This window comes from Pradoshia sp. Z5_111, assembly GCF_058267535.1.
Window position 1 is genome coordinate 155941 of record NZ_JBZCPQ010000007.1, and the last position, 21633, is coordinate 177573.

The 21633-nt window shown below is 37.1% G+C and carries 28 protein-coding genes; 20 read left to right on the forward strand and 8 right to left on the reverse strand.

The window, feature by feature from the left end:
* Positions 1-32 precede the first annotated feature (32 nt).
* Positions 33-290 carry a DUF2624 family protein gene (locus AC4D4A_RS15160; protein WP_490996647.1) on the reverse strand — a complete coding sequence of 86 codons (258 nt, stop codon included), beginning with the start codon at positions 288-290 and terminating at the stop codon, positions 33-35.
* Positions 291-437: 147 nt separating this feature from the next.
* Here AC4D4A_RS15160 and AC4D4A_RS15165 point away from each other — a divergent pair, with 147 nt between their 5' ends.
* The 3 genes from AC4D4A_RS15165 to AC4D4A_RS15175 are packed head-to-tail and all read left to right on the forward strand — an operon-like array spanning position 438 to position 2491.
* Positions 438-1193, forward strand: a complete 756-nt coding sequence (locus AC4D4A_RS15165) for a metal ABC transporter ATP-binding protein (protein WP_066105172.1) — start codon at positions 438-440, stop codon at positions 1191-1193.
* A 15-nt stretch (positions 1194-1208) separates the two neighbouring features.
* The gene (locus tag AC4D4A_RS15170) at positions 1209-2042 is read left to right on the forward strand and encodes a metal ABC transporter permease (protein ID WP_066105169.1); all 834 of its coding nucleotides are present in this window, start codon (positions 1209-1211) and stop codon (positions 2040-2042) included.
* Between the two features lie 14 nt (positions 2043-2056).
* On the forward strand, positions 2057-2491 hold the full coding sequence (locus AC4D4A_RS15175; RefSeq protein ID WP_066105166.1) for a Fur family transcriptional regulator: 435 nt from the start codon (positions 2057-2059) through the stop codon (positions 2489-2491).
* A gap of 39 nt (positions 2492-2530) precedes the next feature.
* On the opposite strand, the gene AC4D4A_RS15180 is transcribed toward AC4D4A_RS15175, so the two are convergent.
* Positions 2531-3109, reverse strand: a complete 579-nt coding sequence (locus tag AC4D4A_RS15180; protein WP_490996648.1) for a 5' nucleotidase, NT5C type — start codon at positions 3107-3109, stop codon at positions 2531-2533.
* 158 nt (positions 3110-3267) lie between these two features.
* On the opposite strand from AC4D4A_RS15180, the gene AC4D4A_RS15185 reads away from it, so the two are divergent.
* Complete coding sequence (locus tag AC4D4A_RS15185) at positions 3268-3633, forward strand: hypothetical protein (protein WP_490996649.1); 366 nt, start codon at positions 3268-3270, stop codon at positions 3631-3633.
* Between the two features lie 200 nt (positions 3634-3833).
* On the opposite strand, the gene ispG is transcribed toward AC4D4A_RS15185, so the two are convergent.
* The 3 genes from ispG to AC4D4A_RS15200 all read right to left on the reverse strand — a co-directional run bounded on the left by ispG (position 3834) and on the right by AC4D4A_RS15200 (position 6342).
* A complete protein-coding gene (ispG, locus tag AC4D4A_RS15190) occupies positions 3834-4949 on the reverse strand; it encodes a flavodoxin-dependent (E)-4-hydroxy-3-methylbut-2-enyl-diphosphate synthase (RefSeq protein WP_490996650.1) in 1116 nt (371 codons plus the stop codon).
* Between the two features lie 116 nt (positions 4950-5065).
* Positions 5066-5359 carry a hypothetical protein gene (locus AC4D4A_RS15195; RefSeq protein ID WP_490996651.1) on the reverse strand — a complete coding sequence of 98 codons (294 nt, stop codon included), beginning with the start codon at positions 5357-5359 and terminating at the stop codon, positions 5066-5068.
* Positions 5360-5550: 191 nt separating this feature from the next.
* On the reverse strand, positions 5551-6342 hold the full coding sequence (locus AC4D4A_RS15200) for a DUF1189 domain-containing protein (protein WP_490996652.1): 792 nt from the start codon (positions 6340-6342) through the stop codon (positions 5551-5553).
* 145 nt (positions 6343-6487) lie between these two features.
* On the opposite strand from AC4D4A_RS15200, the gene AC4D4A_RS15205 reads away from it, so the two are divergent.
* The 9 genes from AC4D4A_RS15205 (at position 6488) to phoU (ending at position 15819) form a co-directional block, all read left to right on the forward strand.
* Positions 6488-6970, forward strand: coding sequence for a DUF456 domain-containing protein (locus AC4D4A_RS15205; protein ID WP_490996653.1), 483 nt, complete (start codon positions 6488-6490; stop codon positions 6968-6970).
* A 124-nt stretch (positions 6971-7094) separates the two neighbouring features.
* The gene (locus tag AC4D4A_RS15210; RefSeq protein WP_490996654.1) at positions 7095-7703 is read left to right on the forward strand and encodes a superoxide dismutase; all 609 of its coding nucleotides are present in this window, start codon (positions 7095-7097) and stop codon (positions 7701-7703) included.
* Between the two features lie 159 nt (positions 7704-7862).
* A complete protein-coding gene (locus AC4D4A_RS15215) occupies positions 7863-9071 on the forward strand; it encodes an MFS transporter (protein WP_490996655.1) in 1209 nt (402 codons plus the stop codon).
* Positions 9072-9164: 93 nt separating this feature from the next.
* Positions 9165-11249 carry a peptidoglycan D,D-transpeptidase FtsI family protein gene (locus AC4D4A_RS15220; RefSeq protein ID WP_490996656.1) on the forward strand — a complete coding sequence of 695 codons (2085 nt, stop codon included), beginning with the start codon at positions 9165-9167 and terminating at the stop codon, positions 11247-11249.
* Positions 11250-11530: 281 nt separating this feature from the next.
* Complete coding sequence (locus AC4D4A_RS15225) at positions 11531-12427, forward strand: phosphate ABC transporter substrate-binding protein PstS family protein (protein WP_490996657.1); 897 nt, start codon at positions 11531-11533, stop codon at positions 12425-12427.
* A gap of 71 nt (positions 12428-12498) precedes the next feature.
* Positions 12499-13386 carry a phosphate ABC transporter permease subunit PstC gene (pstC, locus tag AC4D4A_RS15230; protein ID WP_140462016.1) on the forward strand — a complete coding sequence of 296 codons (888 nt, stop codon included), beginning with the start codon at positions 12499-12501 and terminating at the stop codon, positions 13384-13386.
* The gene (pstA, locus tag AC4D4A_RS15235) at positions 13383-14297 is read left to right on the forward strand and encodes a phosphate ABC transporter permease PstA (RefSeq protein ID WP_066105131.1); all 915 of its coding nucleotides are present in this window, start codon (positions 13383-13385) and stop codon (positions 14295-14297) included. Before pstC ends, pstA begins: the two co-directional genes overlap by 4 nt.
* Positions 14298-14329: 32 nt before the next feature.
* The gene (gene pstB, locus AC4D4A_RS15240; RefSeq protein WP_140462017.1) at positions 14330-15130 is read left to right on the forward strand and encodes a phosphate ABC transporter ATP-binding protein PstB; all 801 of its coding nucleotides are present in this window, start codon (positions 14330-14332) and stop codon (positions 15128-15130) included.
* Between the two features lie 29 nt (positions 15131-15159).
* Complete coding sequence (gene phoU, locus AC4D4A_RS15245) at positions 15160-15819, forward strand: phosphate signaling complex protein PhoU (RefSeq protein ID WP_490996658.1); 660 nt, start codon at positions 15160-15162, stop codon at positions 15817-15819.
* Positions 15820-15888: 69 nt separating this feature from the next.
* Here the strand turns inward: phoU and AC4D4A_RS15250 are convergent, their stop codons facing one another.
* Positions 15889-16506, reverse strand: a complete 618-nt coding sequence (locus tag AC4D4A_RS15250; RefSeq protein WP_490996681.1) for a LysE family transporter — start codon at positions 16504-16506, stop codon at positions 15889-15891.
* Between the two features lie 224 nt (positions 16507-16730).
* Between AC4D4A_RS15250 and AC4D4A_RS15255 the strand changes: the two genes are divergently transcribed.
* The gene (locus tag AC4D4A_RS15255; RefSeq protein WP_490996659.1) at positions 16731-17123 is read left to right on the forward strand and encodes a hypothetical protein; all 393 of its coding nucleotides are present in this window, start codon (positions 16731-16733) and stop codon (positions 17121-17123) included.
* A 19-nt stretch (positions 17124-17142) separates the two neighbouring features.
* Here the strand turns inward: AC4D4A_RS15255 and AC4D4A_RS15260 are convergent, their stop codons facing one another.
* Together AC4D4A_RS15260 and AC4D4A_RS15265 are read right to left on the reverse strand one after the other, a co-directional pair.
* Entirely contained in the window at positions 17143-17604 is a 462-nt protein-coding gene (locus AC4D4A_RS15260) for a hypothetical protein (RefSeq protein WP_490996660.1), read from the reverse strand.
* A complete protein-coding gene (locus AC4D4A_RS15265) occupies positions 17601-17963 on the reverse strand; it encodes a hypothetical protein (protein WP_490996661.1) in 363 nt (120 codons plus the stop codon). The genes AC4D4A_RS15260 and AC4D4A_RS15265 overlap by 4 nt, the downstream gene beginning before the upstream one ends.
* Positions 17964-18186: 223 nt before the next feature.
* Between AC4D4A_RS15265 and AC4D4A_RS15270 the strand changes: the two genes are divergently transcribed.
* The 6 genes from AC4D4A_RS15270 to AC4D4A_RS15295 all read left to right on the forward strand — a co-directional run bounded on the left by AC4D4A_RS15270 (position 18187) and on the right by AC4D4A_RS15295 (position 21602).
* Positions 18187-18756: a hypothetical protein gene (locus AC4D4A_RS15270; RefSeq protein WP_490996662.1), complete on the forward strand. Its 570-nt coding sequence runs from the start codon at positions 18187-18189 to the stop codon at positions 18754-18756.
* A 63-nt stretch (positions 18757-18819) separates the two neighbouring features.
* A complete protein-coding gene (gene rpmG / locus AC4D4A_RS15275) occupies positions 18820-18969 on the forward strand; it encodes a 50S ribosomal protein L33 (RefSeq protein WP_066105110.1) in 150 nt (49 codons plus the stop codon).
* A gap of 66 nt (positions 18970-19035) precedes the next feature.
* Positions 19036-19599 carry a 5-formyltetrahydrofolate cyclo-ligase gene (locus AC4D4A_RS15280; protein WP_490996663.1) on the forward strand — a complete coding sequence of 188 codons (564 nt, stop codon included), beginning with the start codon at positions 19036-19038 and terminating at the stop codon, positions 19597-19599.
* On the forward strand, positions 19592-20380 hold the full coding sequence (locus AC4D4A_RS15285) for a DUF92 domain-containing protein (RefSeq protein WP_490996664.1): 789 nt from the start codon (positions 19592-19594) through the stop codon (positions 20378-20380). The genes AC4D4A_RS15280 and AC4D4A_RS15285 overlap by 8 nt, the downstream gene beginning before the upstream one ends.
* 50 nt (positions 20381-20430) lie before the next feature.
* The gene (locus tag AC4D4A_RS15290) at positions 20431-21387 is read left to right on the forward strand and encodes an L-lactate dehydrogenase (RefSeq protein ID WP_066105102.1); all 957 of its coding nucleotides are present in this window, start codon (positions 20431-20433) and stop codon (positions 21385-21387) included.
* Between the two features lie 59 nt (positions 21388-21446).
* Complete coding sequence (locus AC4D4A_RS15295; protein WP_490996665.1) at positions 21447-21602, forward strand: hypothetical protein; 156 nt, start codon at positions 21447-21449, stop codon at positions 21600-21602.
* Positions 21603-21633: the final 31 nt, after the last annotated feature.

Sequence of the window (21633 nt, forward strand, 5' to 3'; positions counted from 1 at the left end):
AGGGGAAGCAGTACATCTGTACTGCTTCCTTTTTAAATTCCGGTCATGCTATAAAATATTTTCTCGATTTTCTGCGCTTTCTCAGTACCGGTAATTTTCTCGATATTTTTTAAAAGCTGTTTTCGTTCAGCCTGATCAAAAATATTAACGGATTTCCCCCGGATTAGTTTGGTTATTTCCTCAGCTTCCGTTTTTGTTAGAGTTAAACCATTCTGTCCGGCAAAATCAAGCAATTCACTGGCAGTGATACGATTGATTTTTAAGTTAACAATGCTTTCAAATAGCTTCAAATTACCACCCCATGTTTACCATATGAATAGGACAGAAAAAAATGAACTAAATTATACAATATTAAGTAAATGTGTTTACTTTACTGAAATTGTCCTGTATACTACTTGAGATAAATCGTAATCATTCTTATTAACAGGTGGCCGATTATGAATAATGACTTAATTAAAATTGAACATGTTACTTATAAATATGAGAGAGAAAACGTTCTTGAAGATATTAACTTATCCGTCAAAGATGGAGATTTTCTCGCTATTGTCGGACCGAATGGTTCTGGCAAATCAACATTGCTGAAGCTGATGCTTGGATTAAATAAAGTACAGCAAGGTGAAATTTTCTTGTTCGGTGAGAAAATAAACAAATTTAAAAATTGGGAGAAAATTGGCTATGTATCACAAAAGGCCAACTCCTTTAACAGTGGTTTCCCAGCTACAGTGGAAGAAGTTGTAGCGAGCGGATTGACGAAGAAAATAGGACTTTTTCGTTTCTACAATAAAACCCATCGCCAAAAAGTGGTAAAAGCGCTTAAAGAAGTAGGAATGCAGGATTTCATCAAAAGACCAATTGGAGAATTATCGGGCGGTCAGCAACAGCGGGTATTCATTGCAAGAGCACTGGTCAGCGATCCTGCCATGTTAATACTGGATGAGCCTACGGTTGGTGTAGATGTAAAGAATGTCACTAATTTTTATGACCTGCTATACGATTTAAACCGTAACCTTGGATTGACGCTTATTTTGGTTACTCACGATACTGGTACCATTACAGAAAAGGTCACTCATATTGCTTGTCTAAACAAACAATTGCATTTTCACGGAAATACATGTGAATATGAACATTTAGATGATAAGGATATGTCAGCTTTTTATGGCCATGATGTTTATACATTAACACATGATCATTAATTTGGAGGAAGTAGTATGTTATCAATGTTTCAGTATGAATTTCTGCAAAATGCCTTTCTAGCAGGGATTGTTATTGGTATTATAGCTCCGCTGTTGGGTGTGTTTATTGTAGTTCGAAAACTCTCCTTAATTGCAGATGCTCTTAGCCATGTAACCCTGACCGGAATTGCATTCAGTTTGTTACTAAGTAAGGAAGTGCCTGCACTGGGTCCTATCAATCCTTTATATATGGGGATGGCCTTCTCGGTAACGGGATCGCTTTTTATAGAGCGACTGCGTTCCGTGTATAAACATTATCAGGAACTTGCCATTCCAATCATTCTTTCCGGTGGAGTAGGGCTGGGAGCAATTTTTATCTCGCTCGCTAATGGCTTCACGACTGATTTATTCGGATATTTATTTGGAAGTGTCAGTGCGGTAAGTCGGACAGACTTATGGATTGTTTTGGCAATCAGTATTGCTGTTATCGCAATTGTTATATTCTTATATAAGGAATTATTCCTTTTATCCTTTGATGAGGAGCATGCTAAAACCTCCGGAATACCGGCTAAAGCGATTCACTTTATCTTTATCGTGCTCGTTGCTTTGGTCATTGCCATTTCTATGAGAATTGTAGGTGTCCTGCTTGTTTCTTCATTAATGACTTTACCGGTAGCGGCTGCCTTAAAAGTAGCAAAGGGCTTTAAACAAACCATTTTTATTTCCATTCTGTTTGGAGAATTGGCTGTAATAGGGGGGCTATTCACATCCTATTACTTAAATCTTGCTCCGGGTGGTACAATCGTTGTATTGGCAATCATCATTCTTTTAATCACAATTTTTATCAAGAAATGGAGAATGACTGCGTAGGGAGGTAGCTGAAGATGGATGTTAAAGAAGCAATACAACTCTTGAAAGATAAGGGATACAAATACACTGAGAAGCGTGAAGATATGCTTGAACTTTTTTCGAAGAGCAATCGTTATTTAACAGCCAAAGAAGTCCTTGAAAAATTGAAAAGCTCATACCCGGGTATGAGCTATGACACGATATACCGAAACTTATCCCTGTATGCAAACTTAGGAATTCTGGAAACCACTGAGCTATCTGGTGAAAAAAGATTCCGTTTTGCTTGTGTTGGAAATCATCATCACCATCATTTCATTTGTATGGAATGTGGGAAAACTCGTAATGTAGAGTTATGTCCAATGGAAAAAATAACAGAGGACTTTAAAGGGTATGATATTTCAGGACATAAATTTGAAATATACGGAAGATGCCCGGATTGTTTGCAGGAGAATATACAACAAAGTAACTAGAAAGGAGCCATTCTGTGATTTGAGAGTGGCTCCCTTTTATTATCGATTTTTCTTAGTCCAATGGTTTACCCACTGATAGGCTTCCATCCAATTTTCCACTCTAATCACATTGTTTGGAATGGCCATCCGATTATAAGGAGCGTCAAATAGGATGACCGGAATTTCACATTCTTCAGCAATTGCAACGGCGTTATCGTGCTTATCCTCAAAGAAAAGATCGATTTCGTGTTTTTTTACGGTTGCAATTTTATTATGCGTACCGATTAATTCGATGTGGTGATAGAGTAAATCGTTTTTACTGAACCACTCCTTTGTAACTGGCAGTAAAGTTTGATTTCTGGCACTGATGAAATATAATTCATACAGTTCTTTCCATTCCTGTAAAACTCGTTTGGCATCCTTTGCCATAGGTGATTCAGAATAGAAGATGGGTTCGTGTTTTTGAAACCAAAGATCAAATTCATGCTCTGGAACATTTACAAACGGATAAAATTCATATTGGTTAATATCCTCTAATGTTAATTGTAAGCGAAAGGCTTTGTTGATATAAGGAAGCATGGAATCCTGTGTAGTGATGGTACCATCAATATCTATTCCAAAACGTTTAGGTTTTGACATGAAGCATTTCCTCCAAAATATGTTTGTCTGTAGTTTACATCAAAATGCGACAAATTGCTTTTCTAAATTTTGTAGATTCATGCAACAATCTCTGCTTATGAGTAAGCCTTTTATGGAGCAAACTAGGAAGGCTCCAATAAAGGAAGGTGGGGAACGCTATGTCAGGCTCAAAAAGACATTGGAATGCCAGAAATAAAAGAGATAAATTTAAAAATGAAGACGTGTGTCAAAAGCTCAATTATCGTGAGGAGACCGGAGCAGAATTTATGGATTCTGCTGCATACAAACGTCAAAGTCAAACGGAAAATAATAATAAGACCACTTCTAAGGCTAGCAGCTTTGGTATAGTGGCGTTAGCCTTATCAATTGCCTCTCTATTTTTTATGCCGGTGATTTTTGGAACCATTGGCATTGTCGCAGGGATTTTTGCGATGAAAACTGAATCGCGTATGATGGGGATAGCAGCAATAGTAATTGGTGTATTTTCTGTTGCTGCTGGTCTTTTAGTATATCCCTTTTTCTAATACAGTAGGCCTGAATCGTTCCAAATCTCAACTAGTTTAGGGATTGGATTTTTATCCAATTCCTCCATTCATAATTAACAGATATAAAACAAAGAACTTCAAAATAATAATTATTTTGAAGTTCTTTGTTTACATATATTAGGCAAAAGAATAAATTCTAATCCCTTTTCTGATTCAAACCTGAATGGCTTCTGCTTGATTTAAGATAGGCTTGCTTTTTCTTTTTCAATTCTTTGTTTTTCGTAATACTCTTCAGCAAGGATATCGATTTCTTTTTTAAGTTCCTCAACCATTACTTCTTCCGGTACTTTACGAACGATTTTACCCTTGCGGAACAATAGACCTTCTCCGCGAGCACCAGCAATGCCGATATCTGCTTCTCTTGCTTCACCAGGTCCGTTAACGGCACATCCTAATACTGCCACTTTAATTGGAGCTTTAATTTTTTGAATATATTCATCCACTTCGTTAGCAATGGAAATTAAATCAATCTCTATACGTCCGCATGTCGGACATGATATTAAGGTAGCAGAATTGGCTGATAAACCAAATACTTTTAACAGCTCTCTGGCTACTTTGACTTCTTCTACTGGATCAGCACTTAAAGAAATACGCAATGTATTCCCAATGCCTTTACTTAATAAGGCACCAATACCGGCAGAACTCTTGATCGTTCCTGAGAATAATGTACCGGATTCTGTGATTCCAAGGTGAAGTGGATAATCAAAGGCCTGTGCTGCCTTTTCATAGGCTTCAACTGCCAAGCGTACATCAGATGCTTTCATTGATACGATAATGTCATGGAAGTCTAAGTCCTCAAGAATTTTTATATGATGTAAAGCACTCTCAACCATACCGTCAGCAGTTGGGTAACCGTATTTTTCAAGGATTTTACGTTCTAATGATCCTGCGTTGACCCCGATACGAATTGGAATTCCTTTCGCTTTAGCTGCTTTTACAACGGCTTCCACTTTTTCGCGTCTGCCGATATTACCTGGATTAATACGGATTTTATCAGCTCCGCCTTCAATCGCGATTAAAGCCAGACGATAGTCAAAGTGAATATCAACTACTAAAGGTATATTAATACGTTTTTTTATTTCAGAAATTGCATGAGCAGCCCGTTCATCAGGACAAGCTACACGTACAATTTGGCAGCCCGCTTCTTCTAAACGATTTATTTCCGCGACTGTTGCTTCTACATCATGTGTCTTCGTTGTCGTCATACTTTGTATTATAACTTCATCGTTGCCACCGATAGTAAGTGGTCCCACTTTTACGGGGCGGGTTTTTGTACGATGTATTAGTTCACTCACTGGTCATTCTCTCCTTTTAGGCTGTTTGCCTCAATACCAATAAATATATTATCTTCTAAATTATTGTATCAGCGTTTTAGCTAAAATAACAATAAAGTTGATTATGAATTGGCTATTTAGTAATTTTTAAATCGGTAAGTTTGCCCGATTTCTATTTCTTCCGGTTTCATTCCGTTATTTAATAAAGAAAAGTCTTCAATCATTTGATCAATCGGTACTGGGATAGTACCTTCATTTTTCTCTATTATAGTAAGAACGGTATCTCCCGGCTCTACTTTTACATTATAGTAGTTTTCATTCATTTTATCCATATTCTCGGAGGAGTAGGCAGGAAGGGTGCCTACACTTATATCAAAATATATTGAGTAAGCTACTATACAAAAGCCGATAAACAGGATTATTCTTTTCATCTCTTTTAGCACTCCCTCCATCTTTTACTAGAGTATATGAAGTTAGTAGAGATAATAGAATTGATTTTGAAGGATTTTTTAGATTTATCGTTTAGATAGAATAGAGGAGGTTTATGAGCTGAATGATGATCAGCATTTAATAATAGAGGATACAAATAAACCCTTCCGCAAAAATTCGGAAGGGCTGCACTTTATGATTGTATGGTCTTTTGTTTACTTTTTGGAATAGGCATTTCTTTAATAGTCAGGTAGATCATCATTAATGTAATAAACCATTTGACATAAACATCACCTATTACAGGAACCTGAATAAAATTCATAAAAGTAAAGAACGTTACGGCTAATGTAAAGCTGTAAGTGGCTATCCTCCACTGCTGTCCAAAAGTAGCTTTTCTGTTCATAGAAGTTACAAATAAGCCGGTAAGATAGGCTAGAAGTGTAATCTCCAAGAAGAATATGGCTGCTGTAAATAAATACATGACTAACATACATAGACCGATTATTATGTATAAAGATGTTTTTGCAGATTTAATATAATCGCTGGCCTTCTCATTCGTTAATTCAAGACCAGGTATCATAGAATACGGAATGGTTTGTGATTCCCCGTCTGCAGCAATGACAAATTCATCCTGTAGTATTCCAAAGTCTACTCCAGTAGGGCTGGTGATATCATTTGCATTCAGACTACCAGTGCTGTCAAAATGGAACGTAGCTACATCATCATTAATAATGACAGGTAATGATTCATCTGAATGAAGTCTGCCATCTTTAATTTCAAAGTCAGGAAATTCTGTCGTTAATGCTTTTGCCATATGATCTGCCCCATCTAGGATTGCATTTGTAAGATAGATCGATGATGGTAAAATAGTTAATAGAGATAATAAAAAAGCATAGAGGATGGTTTTCCCTATACCCTGAAAGCGAAAGGACGCAATATGCTTTGGCGAGTATAGGCTTTTAATAAATTGTGAGAATATATTCATGGGCTACAACACCTTTTTTTAAATTCATTCTTTATTCTATCTGGCTTATGTTGATAAGACAAGAATGTTCTGCTTATTATAGCGAAACAAATCGAAAAAGTGTTAAATGTGTATTGAATTAGGGTATTTGAGAGGAGTGTCGAAGATGGATTGGATGTATTGGCTTATTATTTGGCTGGTATTTATTATTGGGTTTGTAGGATTGATATATCCTATCATTCCAAGCGTTCTATTTATAGTAGGTGGAATGCTTTTATACGGGGTATTCTTTTCATTTGAACCGTTTTCGTGGTTTTTCTGGATTGTACAGGGAATGTTTGTTTTACTGTTGTTTGGAGCAGATTATTTGGTCAATCTTTTTGGTGTTAAGAAATTTGGAGGTTCAAAAGCAGGTGTTTGGGGTAGTACAATAGGATTGCTGATTGGACCGTTTGTTATTCCTTTTCTTGGTATTATACTGGGACCATTTTTAGGTGCAGTCATAGCTGAATTGTTGGTACATAAACAATCGCTAAAAAATGCAGTGAAAATTGGTATGGGTTCTGTCGTTGGATTTGTTGGCAGTGTGATAACCAAATTTATCATTCAGATTATTATGATTGTCTATTTCTTTATCCGAGTACTCTGATAAGGCATAAAGGTTGAAATAAACGGTTTCAATTGCTAATCTAAAGATAAAGACTTTCGTAACACATGAACTTACAGAATTGCCCGAAAGTACTTATTCTTACAATTATTAGGAGGAGAGAATTATGGCTTATTCTTTACCACAATTACCGTATGAGTATGATGCGTTGGAGCCTCATATCGACAAAGAAACAATGAACATTCATCACACAAAACATCATAACACGTATGTGACTAACTTAAACAATGCTTTAGAAGGACAGGAAGCATTAGCGGCTAAGAGCTTGGAAGACCTTTTAGCTGACATTGAATCTGTACCTGAAAGCATTCGTACTGCTGTTAGAAACAATGGCGGTGGACATGCTAACCACACTTTATTCTGGGATATTCTATCTCCTAATGGAGGCGGACAACCAGAAGGTGAATTAGCTGATGCACTAACAGCTAAATTCGGAAGCTTTGAAAACTTTAAAGAAGAGTTTGCAAAAACTGCTACAACTCGTTTTGGTTCTGGTTGGGCTTGGCTTACTGTTAAAGATGGCGAACTAGAACTTTACAGCACTGCTAATCAGGATTCTCCATTAATGGAAGGTAAAACACCAATCCTGGGTCTTGATGTTTGGGAGCATGCATACTACTTAAACTACCAAAACCGTCGTCCTGAATACATTAATTCTTTCTGGAATGTTGTAAATTGGGATGAAGTTTCTAAGCGCTACGCAGCAGCAAAATAATCGTATAATAAGTGTAGGTACAGGAAACGGATTCGATTCGTTTCCTGTATCTTTTTTTGTGCAAAAAATAAAGTGTGCTGTTAACAAATACCAAATGATTTAATTCTACATAAGAGGATTATCTACAGGAAAACTAACCGGAAGTGAAGGGGAGTTTTTATGAAAATGGATAATCAATTTGTCAATAAAATAAAAACAAATAAAGAACTTTATATCCTTTTGTTGATTGGAGCACTTTATTCATTAAGTACGGCTCTTTCCAATACTTTTGTTAATATCTATTTATGGAAACAGTCTGAGGCATTGATCAATCTGGGGATTTATAATCTATCCGTTGTAGTCCTTCAGGGAGTCACCTTTATTTTGGCAGGAAAATTGGCTAAACACATAGATCGTATTATTGTGCTAAGGATCGGGATTTTATTTTTAGCTGCATTTTATATAGCGGTACTGACCTTTAGTTCTACAAATCACTTTTATCTTGTTATGATTGGTGGTTTACTTGGGATTGGCTATGGATTCTATTGGCTTGCTTATAATGTACTGACCTTTGAAATAACTGAACCTGAAACAAGAGATACATTTAACGGACTCCAGGGGATAACGGGATCCATTGGTGGGATGATTGGTCCTTTTTTTGCGGGATATATTATTACAGTTTTGACTGGTAACAATGGCTATCTGCTCATTTTTGGACTTTCCTTATGTTTGTTTATCGTGGCAGTACTTGTTAGTTTCTTATTAAAAAGCAGAGCAGCTAATGGAAAGTATATGCTGAAGCGTATTCTTGATGAAAGAAAAAATAATAAAGATTGGAGAAGAATTACGTATGCCAATTTTTCGCAGGGGCTAAGGGAAGGGACGTTTCTCTTTGTTGTTTCCGTTTTTGTATTTGTCGAAACGGGTAGCGAAATGGCTTTAGGTACATATGGATTAATTAGTTCAGGAGTATCATTTATTGCATATTTTTTAGTCAGCAGATATATAAAGGTTCGTTACCGAAAATGGTCGATGCTGGTGGGGGCTATTTTCCTTTATGGTTCAATCTTTTTTTTGATATATCAAGTGTCATTCACTAAACTGCTTACATATGCGTCTATTCTTGCAGTAGCTTATCCCTTATTGCTTGTCCCCTATATGTCTGTCACGTATGATGTTATAGGACGATCATGGGAAGCAGGGGAACATCGTATCGAATATGTGGTAATCCGGGAATTATTTTTAAATATGGGAAGAGCCGCATCAATTCTTATGTTTATATTGTTCATTAAAACTTTGCCGGAAAGTACCGGCATCAAAATATTGCTATTATTATTAGGGTCCGGCCATCTGTTTGTTTATTATTTTGTAAAAGACATCAAGATGTAAGCAACTAAAAGTTGCTGGAATCTTTTACTTCTGTTAATCTTTAAAAATTGATAATAAAATGATAAGAAATGTGTATTAGAAGGGATGGGGACAGTGAAAGTCAGAAAAAAGAAAAAGAAAAAACATGTACCTGTTCGCCTGAATTTACTGTTTTTTGCAGTATTTGTAATGTTTTCTGCATTAATACTCCGTTTAGGAATTGTTCAGATTGTATATGGAGATGACTATAAACGCGAAATAGAGCGGACAGAAGATGTAACTGTGAGCAATTCTGTGCCGAGGGGAAAAATATATGACCGAAATGGAAAAATCATCGTTGATAATCAACCTTTATATGCGATAACTTACACACGTACACAAAAAACCTCAAGCAAAGAGATGCTTGAAACTGCTGAAAAACTTTCCAAGCTAATTGAGGTTGATACTGATAAAGTTCGAGAAAGGGATATGAAAGACTTCTGGATTTTAAATAATCCAGAAGCTGCTAAAAAGAAAGTAACAGAAAAAGAATATCAGCAATTAAGTGATGGAAAGCTGACAGATGATGATATTTACAAATTACAGCTTGATCGAATTACTGAAAAAGAAATTGATTATAGTCAAAGTGAGTTGGAAGTGCTGGCGATCTATAGCAAGTTTATTGCCGGTTACTATTTAACTCCGCAAATTGTGAAAAATAAAGGAACAACATATGAAGAGGTAGCGAGAGTTAATGAGCAGATTGAATCTCTTCCAGGCGTTGATACAACAACAGATTGGGAACGTAAATATGCGTATGGCGATACGCTTAAATCTGTTTTAGGTAAAGTATCAAGTGCCAGCGAAGGATTGCCCTCTGATAAAACAAGTTATTATTTAGCTCGGGGCTACAGTCGAAATGATAGAGTTGGAACCTCCTACTTAGAACAGCAATATGAAGATTTATTACGCGGTCAACAGGAGAAAATTAGAAATGTAACAAATACATCCGGCGATATTGTCAGCACGGAGGTTATTTCTGAAGGACAAAGAGGTAAGGATCTTGTATTAACTGTTGATATGGATCTTCAAATAGCTACAGAAGAAATTATTGAAAAGCAATTGAAGGAAAAGAAAGCAAGCGGGAATACAAAATATCTCGATCGTGCTTTTGTTGTTGTAACGAATCCTAATACTGGTGAACTCTTAACTCTGGCTGGTAAACAATATGCAGCCGATGATAAAGGGAAAATGCAAATGAATGATATGGCATTGGGAACATTTACTTCATCCTATGCCATGGGCTCTTCAGTTAAAGGAGCAACTATTTTAACTGGATACCAGACCGGTGCAATAAAACCTGGACAAGTCATTTATGATGGACCAATGAAGATTAAAGCCACGCCAATTAAAAAATCATGGAAGAATTTTGGGAATATTAGTGACATTGAAGCACTTAAAGTATCCTCCAATGTCTACATGTTTAAAACAGCGATTGCTCTTGGTAAGGGAAACTATGTTCCGGGAGGCTCCCTGAAAGTTAATAACTCAGCATTCAGCACAATGAGAAATTATTACAGTCAATTTGGTTTAGGTGTTAAAACAGGTATAGACTTACCTGGTGAACAAATCGGCTATAAAGGATCCTCGCAGGGTGCCGGATTATTAATGGACTTTTCCATTGGCCAATACGATACGTATACTCCATTGCAGTTGGCTCAATATGTTTCTACCATTGCAAACGGAGGTAACCGTATAAAACCGCATGTGTTAAAACAAGTCCGTGAGCCAGTGGATAATGATGAAGATAATACGCTTGGACCAGTTATTAAAGAGGTTAAAACAGAAGTGCTGAATACTCTTCCGATGAAAACTGAATGGATTGAACGTGTCCAGGAAGGATTTAGACAAGTTACCCAATCCACCGGAGGAACCGCCTACTCTTATTTTGGAAATGCTGACTATAAACCAGCAGGTAAAACAGGGACAGCGGAAGCCTTTTATGATGGACCTAAATGGGAAAAGGGTACTGTACAGCCAGAAACCTATAATATAACCTTTGTCACCTATGCTCCTGCCGATAACCCGGAAATTGCCATGAGTGTAGTAGTACCTTGGGCTTATCAAAATTCGTCAGGACATAAAATGAATCTCGAAATCGCAAAAGAAGTTTATGAAAAATACTATGAATTAAAAGAAGAACGAGCTAAACAAAAATAAAAGATTAATAGAAAATGGGGTCTGCCTGGGTTTATGGGGCAGACCCTTTTTTATTTACTGCCTTCATAATTTGGTTAATTATCATTCATTTTGGATTATTATTACAAAAAACAGTGTGGTTTCTAGTACTTTCCAGGCATCTTTACAATAAAATTATGATTTTTTACACTACGTTTACAATTCCTTAATAGAGTATTTAAAATCTTTCTTTACTATAGAAAATGTAAAGGACGAAAATTAAAAATTACAAATAAAAACAAGAGTATACGGGAGGATTGGAAATGCGTAGAAGGAAATCAGCATTTATGATTACTTTGATACTTATGATCGGATTGCTGGCAGCTTGTACCAGTAATAATGGGGGAGGAGCAAAGGCGGGAAGCGGCTCTGAAGAAGAAGGATACACAGGGATCATAAATGCAGCTGGTTCTACAGCTTTACTACCATTGGCAGATGAAGCAGCAACTGAATTTATGGCGAAAAATCCAAATGTATCGGTTACTGTTCAAGGCGGTGGAAGCGGAACAGGTATAAATCAAGTGGCGAGTGGTGCAGTCAATATCGGAAACTCTGATCTACCTTCAGCAGATAAAATTGAAGACGAGAAATTAGCAGAAGAACTGGTGGATTATAAAGTAGCCGGTATTGCGTTTGGCATAGTGGTGAATGATGATGCCAATGTAGATAATTTAACAATTGAACAAATTCAAGGAATCTTCTCCGGAAAAATTAAAAACTGGAAAGAGGTTGGCGGAGCTGATTCAGAAATAAATGTCGTGAATAGACCAGAATCATCAGGTACCCGATATGCCTTTGAAAAAACAATCATGAAGGATGTCAGCATGAATACAGGGGTTGGAACAACTCAGGATTCTAACGGTGCTGTAGAAAACTCGATTAATTCCACACCTGGTTCTATTAGTTATCTGGCTATGAGCTACCTCGCTGAGGGGAAAGGCTCATCCTTAAAACCGGTAACTATTAACGGGGCTGAACCCACAATTGAGAATGTGGTAAATGGCAGCTACCCTTTTTGGTCCTATGAATATATGGTAACGAAAGGCGAAATAGGCGGAGCTGTTAAAGGTTATATGGATTTCATTAGGAGTGATGAGTTTGCCGAAACCGTTACGAAAATGGGATACATTCCAATGTTAGAGCTAGAAAATAAAGAATAATTCCAAGGATGAAGTAAACAGGAAGTCAAACAGCCTGGTTATCATCTGTTTGCCGGAAGGAGCGAAAAGGCTTGAATGATCATAAACCAATCAACTATTGGAAAAGTGAATATATCGGACGGATTCTTGTTACATTATGTGGACTATTAATTGTTGTAACAACTTTGGCTATTATTGTTTTTATAACAGGAAAGGGTATTCAGTCATTTACAAACAGTAATATCTCTATAGTGGAGATGTTGACCTCAACAAACTGGAGTCCCAATGATGGGGAATATGGAGCTTTGATATTTATCATCGGTTCTATACTTGTATCAATTGGTGCCATTGTTATCAGCGCACCTATTGCAATAGCTCTAGCAATATTTACGAACTTTATTTCCCCGAAATTCGGAAAAAAGGTCTTGCAGCCGGTTTTGGAATTGCTGGTTGGTATTCCATCCGTTGTTTATGGTTTGCTAGGTGTGACTTTATTAGTTCCCCTACTTAGAAACACATTCGGCGGAGTAGGATTCAGTTTAACAGCCGGGATAATTGTACTTAGTATCATGATATTACCGACTATTGCAAGCTTGGCAACAGATGCGTTAAAAAATGTCCCGCCACAGCTTCTGGAAGCCTCCTATGGGCTCGGTTCCACGAGATGGCAGGCAATCAGCCGAGTAATCATTCCTGCCGCAAAGAATGGCATCTTTACAGGAATTGTTATGGGGCTTGCCCGTGCTTTTGGTGAAGCACTTGCCGTTCAGATGGTTATCGGAAATACGGTTAAATTGCCGACTGGCTTAAATGATCCCACGGCAACGTTAACTGGAATTTTAACGATGGACATGTCTAATACAATGAATGGAACTGCATGGAATAATGCATTATGGAGCCTCGCGCTAATACTTTTAATCATGTCATTCTTATTCATCATGATTATTCGTTTTATTGGGAATAGGGGGGCACAGAAATGAGCGCTAGAACAGTAAATAAAATCTGGACGGGTATTTTCTATATCGTTGCTATTTTTGTCATTATTTTATTGAGTTATTTAGTATTTGAAATACTCAAAAAGGGCTGGGGTTTCTGGGACCCATCTTTTCTGACTGGTCGTTCTAGCAATATGGATGCTGGTGGGGGAATCGGATATCAGCTATTTAACTCTTTCTATATGTTAATTATTACTCTGATAATCTCTGTACCGCTTGGCTTAGGCGCAGGTATTTATTTGGCGGAGTATGCCAAACCCGGAAAGTTATTAACGTTTATCCGATTATGCATTGATACGATGGCCTCTCTCCCGTCCATTGTAGTTGGTTTATTTGGTTTATTGGTATTTGTCACAGCTACAGGTTGGGGGTACACCATTATCGGAGGGGCACTAGCAATTACGATTCTGAATTTACCGAGTTTAACACGTGTCAGTGAAGCGGCAATTACAGAGGTATCAGCCGGTGTTAAAGAAGCCAGTCTGGGACTTGGGGCTACCAAATGGCAGACAATTGTAAAAATTGCTCTTCCTACAGCAATGCCTCAAATTATAACGGGAGTTATCCTGGCAGCTGGTCGTATTTTTGGTGAAGCAGCAGCGTTAATTTTTACAGCAGGATTGACAACACCAATCTTGAATACAGCAGCCGATCTAACAAGTCCGGTTAATCCTTTTAATATATTCAGACCTGCAGAGACATTGGCTGTTCATATTTGGAAATTAAATTCTGAAGGAATTGTTCCGGATGCAACGGCAATCGCGACTAAATCAGCAGCAGTATTGATTATAATGGTATTAATCTTTAATCTCCTTGCACGTTTATTCTCAAAAATTATCCAAAAACATTTTGAAGGCGGCAAAAGTAAAACAAAACAAAAGGCATCTGTGTCTTAAGTGAAATCACCATTACCAAGGGGGAAATTGAGATGATAGAATTAAAAGAAGCCAACCCGGCTAAAACGGAAAAGTCTAGTAAACTTGTTTACGATACACAGGGTTTGGATTTGTGGTATGGTGATCACCATGCTTTAAAGGATATTAATCTTGCCATTAATGAAAATGAGGTTACAGCCATTATTGGCCCATCTGGATGTGGGAAATCTACTTATATTAAAGTATTAAATAGAATGATTGAACTTATTCCAAGTGTTCGTACTTCTGGTGATATATTTTACCGGGGACAGAATATCTTTGATAAAGATTTTCAAGTGGAAGAATTACGGACAAAAGTTGGCATGGTATTTCAGAAGCCAAATCCTTTTCCAAAGTCTATTTATGAAAATGTAGCATACGGACCTAAAATACATGGTATTAAAAACAAAAAAGAATTGGATGAAATTGTAGAAAAAAGCTTGCGTGGTGCAGCAATCTGGGACGAAGTTAAGGATCGATTGCATACAAACGCCAACGGACTATCAGGCGGACAGCAGCAACGTATTTGTTTGGCACGATGCCTTGCCGTTTCTCCTGATGTGATATTAATGGATGAACCGACTTCCGCATTAGATCCAATTTCAACATTAAAGGTTGAAGAACTCGTACAAGAGTTGAAAGAGAAATTCAGTATTATTATCGTTACGCATAATATGCAGCAAGCAGCTCGTATATCTGACAAAACTGCCTTCTTCTTGAACGGTGAAGTCATTGAATATGACAAGACAGATAAGATTTTCTCAAACCCATATGATAAGAGAACAGAAGATTATATAACAGGACGTTTCGGATAAGCCAGATCATTTTGAAGGGAGAATAAAAAATGGTTTTAAGAGAAAAATTCGAGAGCGAGCTAAAGGAATTAAAGCTTAAAGTAATAGATATGGAACGTTTTGCTTCATCTGCCTTGAATAAATCGTACCAAGCGTTGCTGAAAAATGATGTAGAGCTAGCACTTTCTGTTATAGAGGATGATAAAAAGCTTGATAAAATGGAAGAAGAGCTTGATGAACTGGCTATCCTGATGATTGCAAAGCAGCAGCCTGTTGCAACGGATTTAAGGCATATTGTTTCAGCTATTAAAATAGGTTCAGAAATTGAACGGGTTGGTGATTATGCAAAGAATATTGCCAAAACCGCGATTAGATTATCAAAGGAAGAAAGGCCATTTGTTAATGAGGCTGTAGCCGAAATGCACGCCACTTGTATGAAGATGCTTGATATGTTTAATAAATCCTTTATGGAGGAAAATATTGTCCTTTCTAAGGAACTCGCAGAGCTCGATGATACAGTAGATGAATTATATGGACAGGAAATCCGTAAAATACTTGAAATGAAGCATCCTGAGTCTGCTACGGTTAACGAAAATTCTCAGTTATTATTTATTGTCCGTCACTATGAAAGAATAGGCGATCATATAACAAATATGGCAGAAGAAACCCTTTATATGATTAAAGGAAGACACTATCATTTAAATGAATAGAATTGTGATAATAAAAATGGAGATTCCCATATAGGGAACTCCATTTTTTCTTGTTCCTATTTTTAATGCTTAAAAAAACAATGTCTTTATGCCCTGAAAACCAAAATATACTCCAAAACCGACCAGAGAAATTCCAGAAAAGGCTGAAATAGCTTTCAAGCTAGTGTCATTCAGAAATCTTCTGAACCCGGTTGTTAGAAAGGCAACGGTAATGTCCCAAAAAGTTAGCCCGAGAAAAATCATCAAGCTGTATACGAGAAGAGAGCTAGTGCCGTATGAAGTGACTGTTTTAGCGAGAACTGACCCATATATCCCTATCCAAAAGAGGATGGATAATGGACTTGTAATGGACATTATAAATCCAGTTAAAAAAGATTTCGATAACGAGTCCTTCGTACGATAATCTTCCAATGAAAGTGTATGGACCCTCAAAATGCTTTCAATTCCGGTATAAATAAGAACAAATCCTCCGAAGAGCCACAGGAAAATCTGGACATATGGAATCGTAATGAATTGTACAAAACCCAAATAGACCAATAACATGAATATTCCATCCGCAATCATAGATCCTGCGCCTACTATCCAAGCATGTAAAAAACCGTTTTTGATCCCCTTATCAATTCGGGCTGAGTTAACCGGACCAATGGGTGCCGCCAATGTTATTCCTAACAAAAAATAACTAAACATAATATGTCCGCTCACGCTTTCACTCCATCTTCTTATGTATTAGTAACTTGTACATATTATGAAGAAATGTGGATAAGTATGTATAACAGTTTTATTGAGGTTGTAAAAAGCGTTTAATTAAAATTCTAGCTTTATCCGACTAACGGACAATCCTTAAAGAGGTTTATAAATTGGTGACTTGGATATAAGAAAATAACATTTATTAATAAAAGGGGGATTAGAGAATGAAGGAAAAAGAGACAGTAGAAGTGGGCGGAGTACCTATAACCTATTTTCTGAGTGAAAAAGCTGTTCATATAGACAATAATAAAGAATTGGAATCCATCATCCCAAACCCTAAAACAGCCATTAAGCTGGCAAGGAAACTGAAAGCAAACTATCAAAAGAAATACGGAAGGGAATTATCGGTATCTGAGCTCTCTATGGCTATTGAAATCTACGGGCATATCTATCCAGAAAAAATGGCCAAAGCGATAAAAGAACTGCCTTTACCCAGCTTTGTTGATCAAGCGATGGAAAATTTGATTGAAAAAGCCGATATTATCGATTCAGGGGAAGAGAGTATTGATCAAAACAGAAAAATCTGGGATGTAATTGCAAAAGTCATCCCAGTTTAAAATCTGCCACTTTGATGCACTATTTACCCTTCGTTAAAATGGCAGATAAGGCAGTATAGTCCATGTTTTTATAAACTGTATAGGTCCCAGTCTGAATCTTTTTTGTGAGATCCCGATCATTCAAGTAGGTGAAAAACTTTTCAGTATCCTCAATCACGCGCTCATCTTTTAATAGGCTGATAATCTCGTCGGAAGCCATTCCAGGCTTAATCGATAATTTAATGGCTACAGTTTCTTCTTTATTACTTTGTTGATTTTCTGTTTTTAGTTGATTAATAGATTGAAGGTTCTTTTGATAGTCATCCCACTCACTTTTTGATAAAACATGATAACCATCCTCCTGTAGAGTTTTATGAGCGTCCTCGCTTGAAAGGGGCACCTTTTTAGCTGCTGATTCATCTGTGGCAAGATAATATGCCGTAAATACGCTTGTGGCTAAAAAAATACCTGCAGCTGCTCCAGATATGTATAGTCGGTTCAATGAAGATCGCCTCCCTGACTTTCAAGGATTCTAATTACCTCATTGTTTGATAATGCAGATTGCCTGGAAATTTGTTCAATCGATAATCCTTGTTTGTACAAATGAATGACCTGATTTTGAATAACCTCGTGTATGGGCGAGGAATTAGTTAAAAAAGATACCTCCGAAAACGATTCCTCGTGCAGGATTTCCTCCTCAAGTGCACGAATTCGTTTTTTTATTATATACATTTCTTGTATATGCTCTAATGAAAGCTGTTCAATCTCTTTTTCTACTTTAGTTTCCTGTCCTTTATAAAACAACGATAGCAAGAACAGTAAGGCAGATAGAGAAAATAAACAAATCATAATGTTTATCATGAATACCCTCCCAAATTAAATTACAATCCCTATTGTACAACAATTTTCACTGGATTTTGGTAAAAATATATGAATAAGGAAGTATTGCTCATAATTTGGAAGTAGGTAGTGGTCCTTCGACAATATGCGTTCATTGTCATCTGGTTCAGGGAGTGTTAGGATTTAATGGAAGATATTAGTGGTTCGCTAAAGAAGGCAAGATGAATGAAAGGGGTGGGACCGCATGGACCAGTTAGACTCTTTAAATAAAAGTACTAAAAAAGCCAGCTGTAAAAGGCTTGTTGATGATAAATCTGGATTAATTGTACCCTATCTTTGGTGCAAAAACGATCAAGATCAAGAGGGGATATCTGCTGCAGTACAGTTAACAAATAATGATTATTTCGATAGAGTAGATGTAGTCTGCAAAAATGATGGGGATCGGCCACTTGAAATTAAGATATTTTTTGTCCATGAGGCCTTTAGTGAAGTATCAGCAAGTTTTTATAGTCCTGCGGATTCTTTAATCTATTTATATGGTAAGAATACGATAAGCTTATTAAATGGAAATGATTGTGCATCTATTTCGATAATGGAACGAAAACATAAAAAAGCGGTGTACGAATTAATGGGAAATGGCCAAATTATCCATTCTCCTTTAGCCAGAGGTCTAGTTGTCTGTACAACGATGTACAAGCTTCTAGTGGAGCCCGGAGTGAAAATGGGGGTTTCTAATTGGATAATTACAGGCAAGAATAAAGAGGAAGTCATGCTGTTTGATTACTTGGTCAAAAATCAGACTAGCATTTATTAGTGAAAGGTGATATTATAGAAAAGTCGTATAAAATGAAGTTTTGAATGAACTGGAGGGACTCACATGCGTGTAAACATTACTTTAGCTTGCACAGAGTGCGGTGAGCGTAATTATATCAGCACAAAAAATAAACGTAATAATCCTGATCGTCTTGAGCTTAAAAAATATTGCCCAAGAGAGAAGCGTACAACTGCACACCGCGAAACAAAATAAAACAACAGGAGGTTCTCTCCTGTTGTTTTTTTTGGGATTATATAGAATTTAAGGGGATTTAACGCAATGTTAAAGGGAGAATTAAGATCGACTTATCGGAGTTTATTAGCGGAATTTCCGTCATACGAGCGGGATACATATACATCTAAAATTGTTGAATACTTATTTAGTCATGACATATGGAAGAATGCAAAGACAATCGGAATCACAATTTCTCGGCATCCTGAGATTGAAACGAAAGAGATTATCGAGAGAGCGTGGAAAGAGAAAAAGAATATCGTGATTCCAAAATGCTATCCACATACAAAACATATGGAATTTTATGACTATCGCCCAAATACGATACTTGAGTCAGTTTATAGTGGTTTAAAAGAGCCCAGACCGGATAAAACACAAAAGATAGAATCCGACCAAATCGATATAATGGTAGTTCCGGGACTCCTATTCTCAACATCTGGATATCGGATTGGATTTGGCGGCGGCTATTATGATCGTTATTTGGCATCATTTTATGGAATTAAACTTTCGCTGGCGTTTATGATGCAAATAAGGGATGATATCCATACAGAAGAGTTCGACATCCCTGTCGACTATCTATTCACAGAACAAGGGGTAATAAATTGTGGGTAACTTAATCATTTATGGCGCTGTTGCTGTCGGCTCCTACGGGGCTTATCGGCTTAAAGCTCTGAGTAAATCCGGTGCTCTCGCAGCATTTTTTTTGGGAGCTTCGATTGTTATAGGACTTGGATGGGAAGGGTTACTGCTAATTGGTTTGTTTTTTTCCTCATCTAGTCTGTTTTCCAGCTACAAAAAAAGAATTAAGCAGAGTATTGATAAAAAATTAGCAAACGGAAGCAGACGAAATTGGGCCCAGGTGGTAGCAAATGGCGGTCCTGCTGGTATAAGTTCTCTACTTTATTTTATATCTGACGGTTCGGATATCTGGTTAATTGCTTTTATCGTTTCAATTGCAGCAGCTACATCTGATACATGGTCATCTGAACTTGGTGTGTTGAGTAAATCCGACCCAATGCATATCATCAGTTTGAAGAGATGTGAACGGGGTACTTCAGGGGCAGTCTCAGTCCATGGAACTCTGGCCGGGCTGTTTGGCTCCATATTCATTGCAGTAGTAGCAGGTATACTGTTTAATCTGTCGTTTTCAACGATTCTCCTACTGAGTGCATTCGGATTTCTGGGCAGTATTCTGGATACCTTACTAGGTGCTTTCCTGCAAGTCGAATATACATGCCCAGTTTGTTCGGTTCATACGGAGAAAAAAGTGCACTGCAATACACCGACTGTTAAAAGGAAAGGAATTAACTGGATTAATAACGAAACTGTAAATCTAAGCTCAATTCTGATAAGCACTATTTTTTGTATAATAACTTGGTATAGTATCACATAATACTAGGGTATAAAGAGCTTGTATGCAGTGTGAAAAGGTGGTTTTTGTTAATGAAAAAGAATGTAAATCGTGTGGTACTGGTTGGTACAGGTTTTGTTGGAAGCAGCTATGCATTCGCTATGTTAAATCAGGGAATTGCTGAAGAATTTGTTTTAATTGATTTAAATAAGGATAAAGCAGAAGGCGATGCAATGGACTTGAATCATGGAACTCCATTTGCACCGAATAGAACGAAAATTTGGTTCGGAGATTATTCAGACTGTAAAGATGCAGACATTATCGTTCTAACTGCAGGAGCGAATCAGAAGCCTGGTGAAACACGCTTAGATTTAGTTGAAAAAAATATGAAAATCTTTAAATCCATTGTTGGAGAAATTATGGCTAATGGATTTAATGGGATCTTTCTTGTGGCTGCGAACCCAGTTGATATCCTTACATATGCAACATGGAAATTTTCAGGTCTTCCTAAACATCGCGTACTTGGCTCTGGTACGATTCTTGATACGGCCAGATTTCGATTTATGTTAAGCGATTATTTTGAAGTGGATCCTCGAAATGTCCATGCCTATATCATTGGAGAACATGGGGATACAGAATTACCTGTATGGAGCCATGCCAATGTAGGCGGAAAGAATATGAACGAACTGATTAAAGATAAACCTAATCATTCCATGGAAGATTTGGATAAGATTTTTATTAATGTACGTGATGCAGCTTATGAAATCATTAATCGAAAAGGTGCAACATTCTATGGAATTGCCATGGGTCTGGTTCGTATTACAAAAGCCATCCTTCAGAATGAAAACAGCATTTTGACAGTGTCAACCTTCCTAGATGGGGAGTACGGACAAGAAGATGTGTATGTAGGTGTCCCTGCGATAGTAAACCGTGAAGGAATTTCTGATATCCTCGAACTGAAATTATCAGATGATGAGCAAGAGAAATTTTCACATTCTGTTAAAGTATTAAAAGAAACGATGAATCCAATTCTTGATCAGTTACTATAAGTAGAATAAAAATCCCTCCTGTTCACCAAACTATATGGTAATACAGGAGGGATTTTTACATGAATAAATTCTTAATTATTTTCGTATCTGGCATAATAGGGTATATAGTGTTTCAAAAGAGGTCTTCCATTATGAAGAATCAAATACTGCGCAACATCCTTATAGCCGTTCTAATGGAATTGCCAATTTTTAAAACTGTGCAAGATCAAACATAATGACCAGAGGAATTATTTCTGTTCCTCTTAC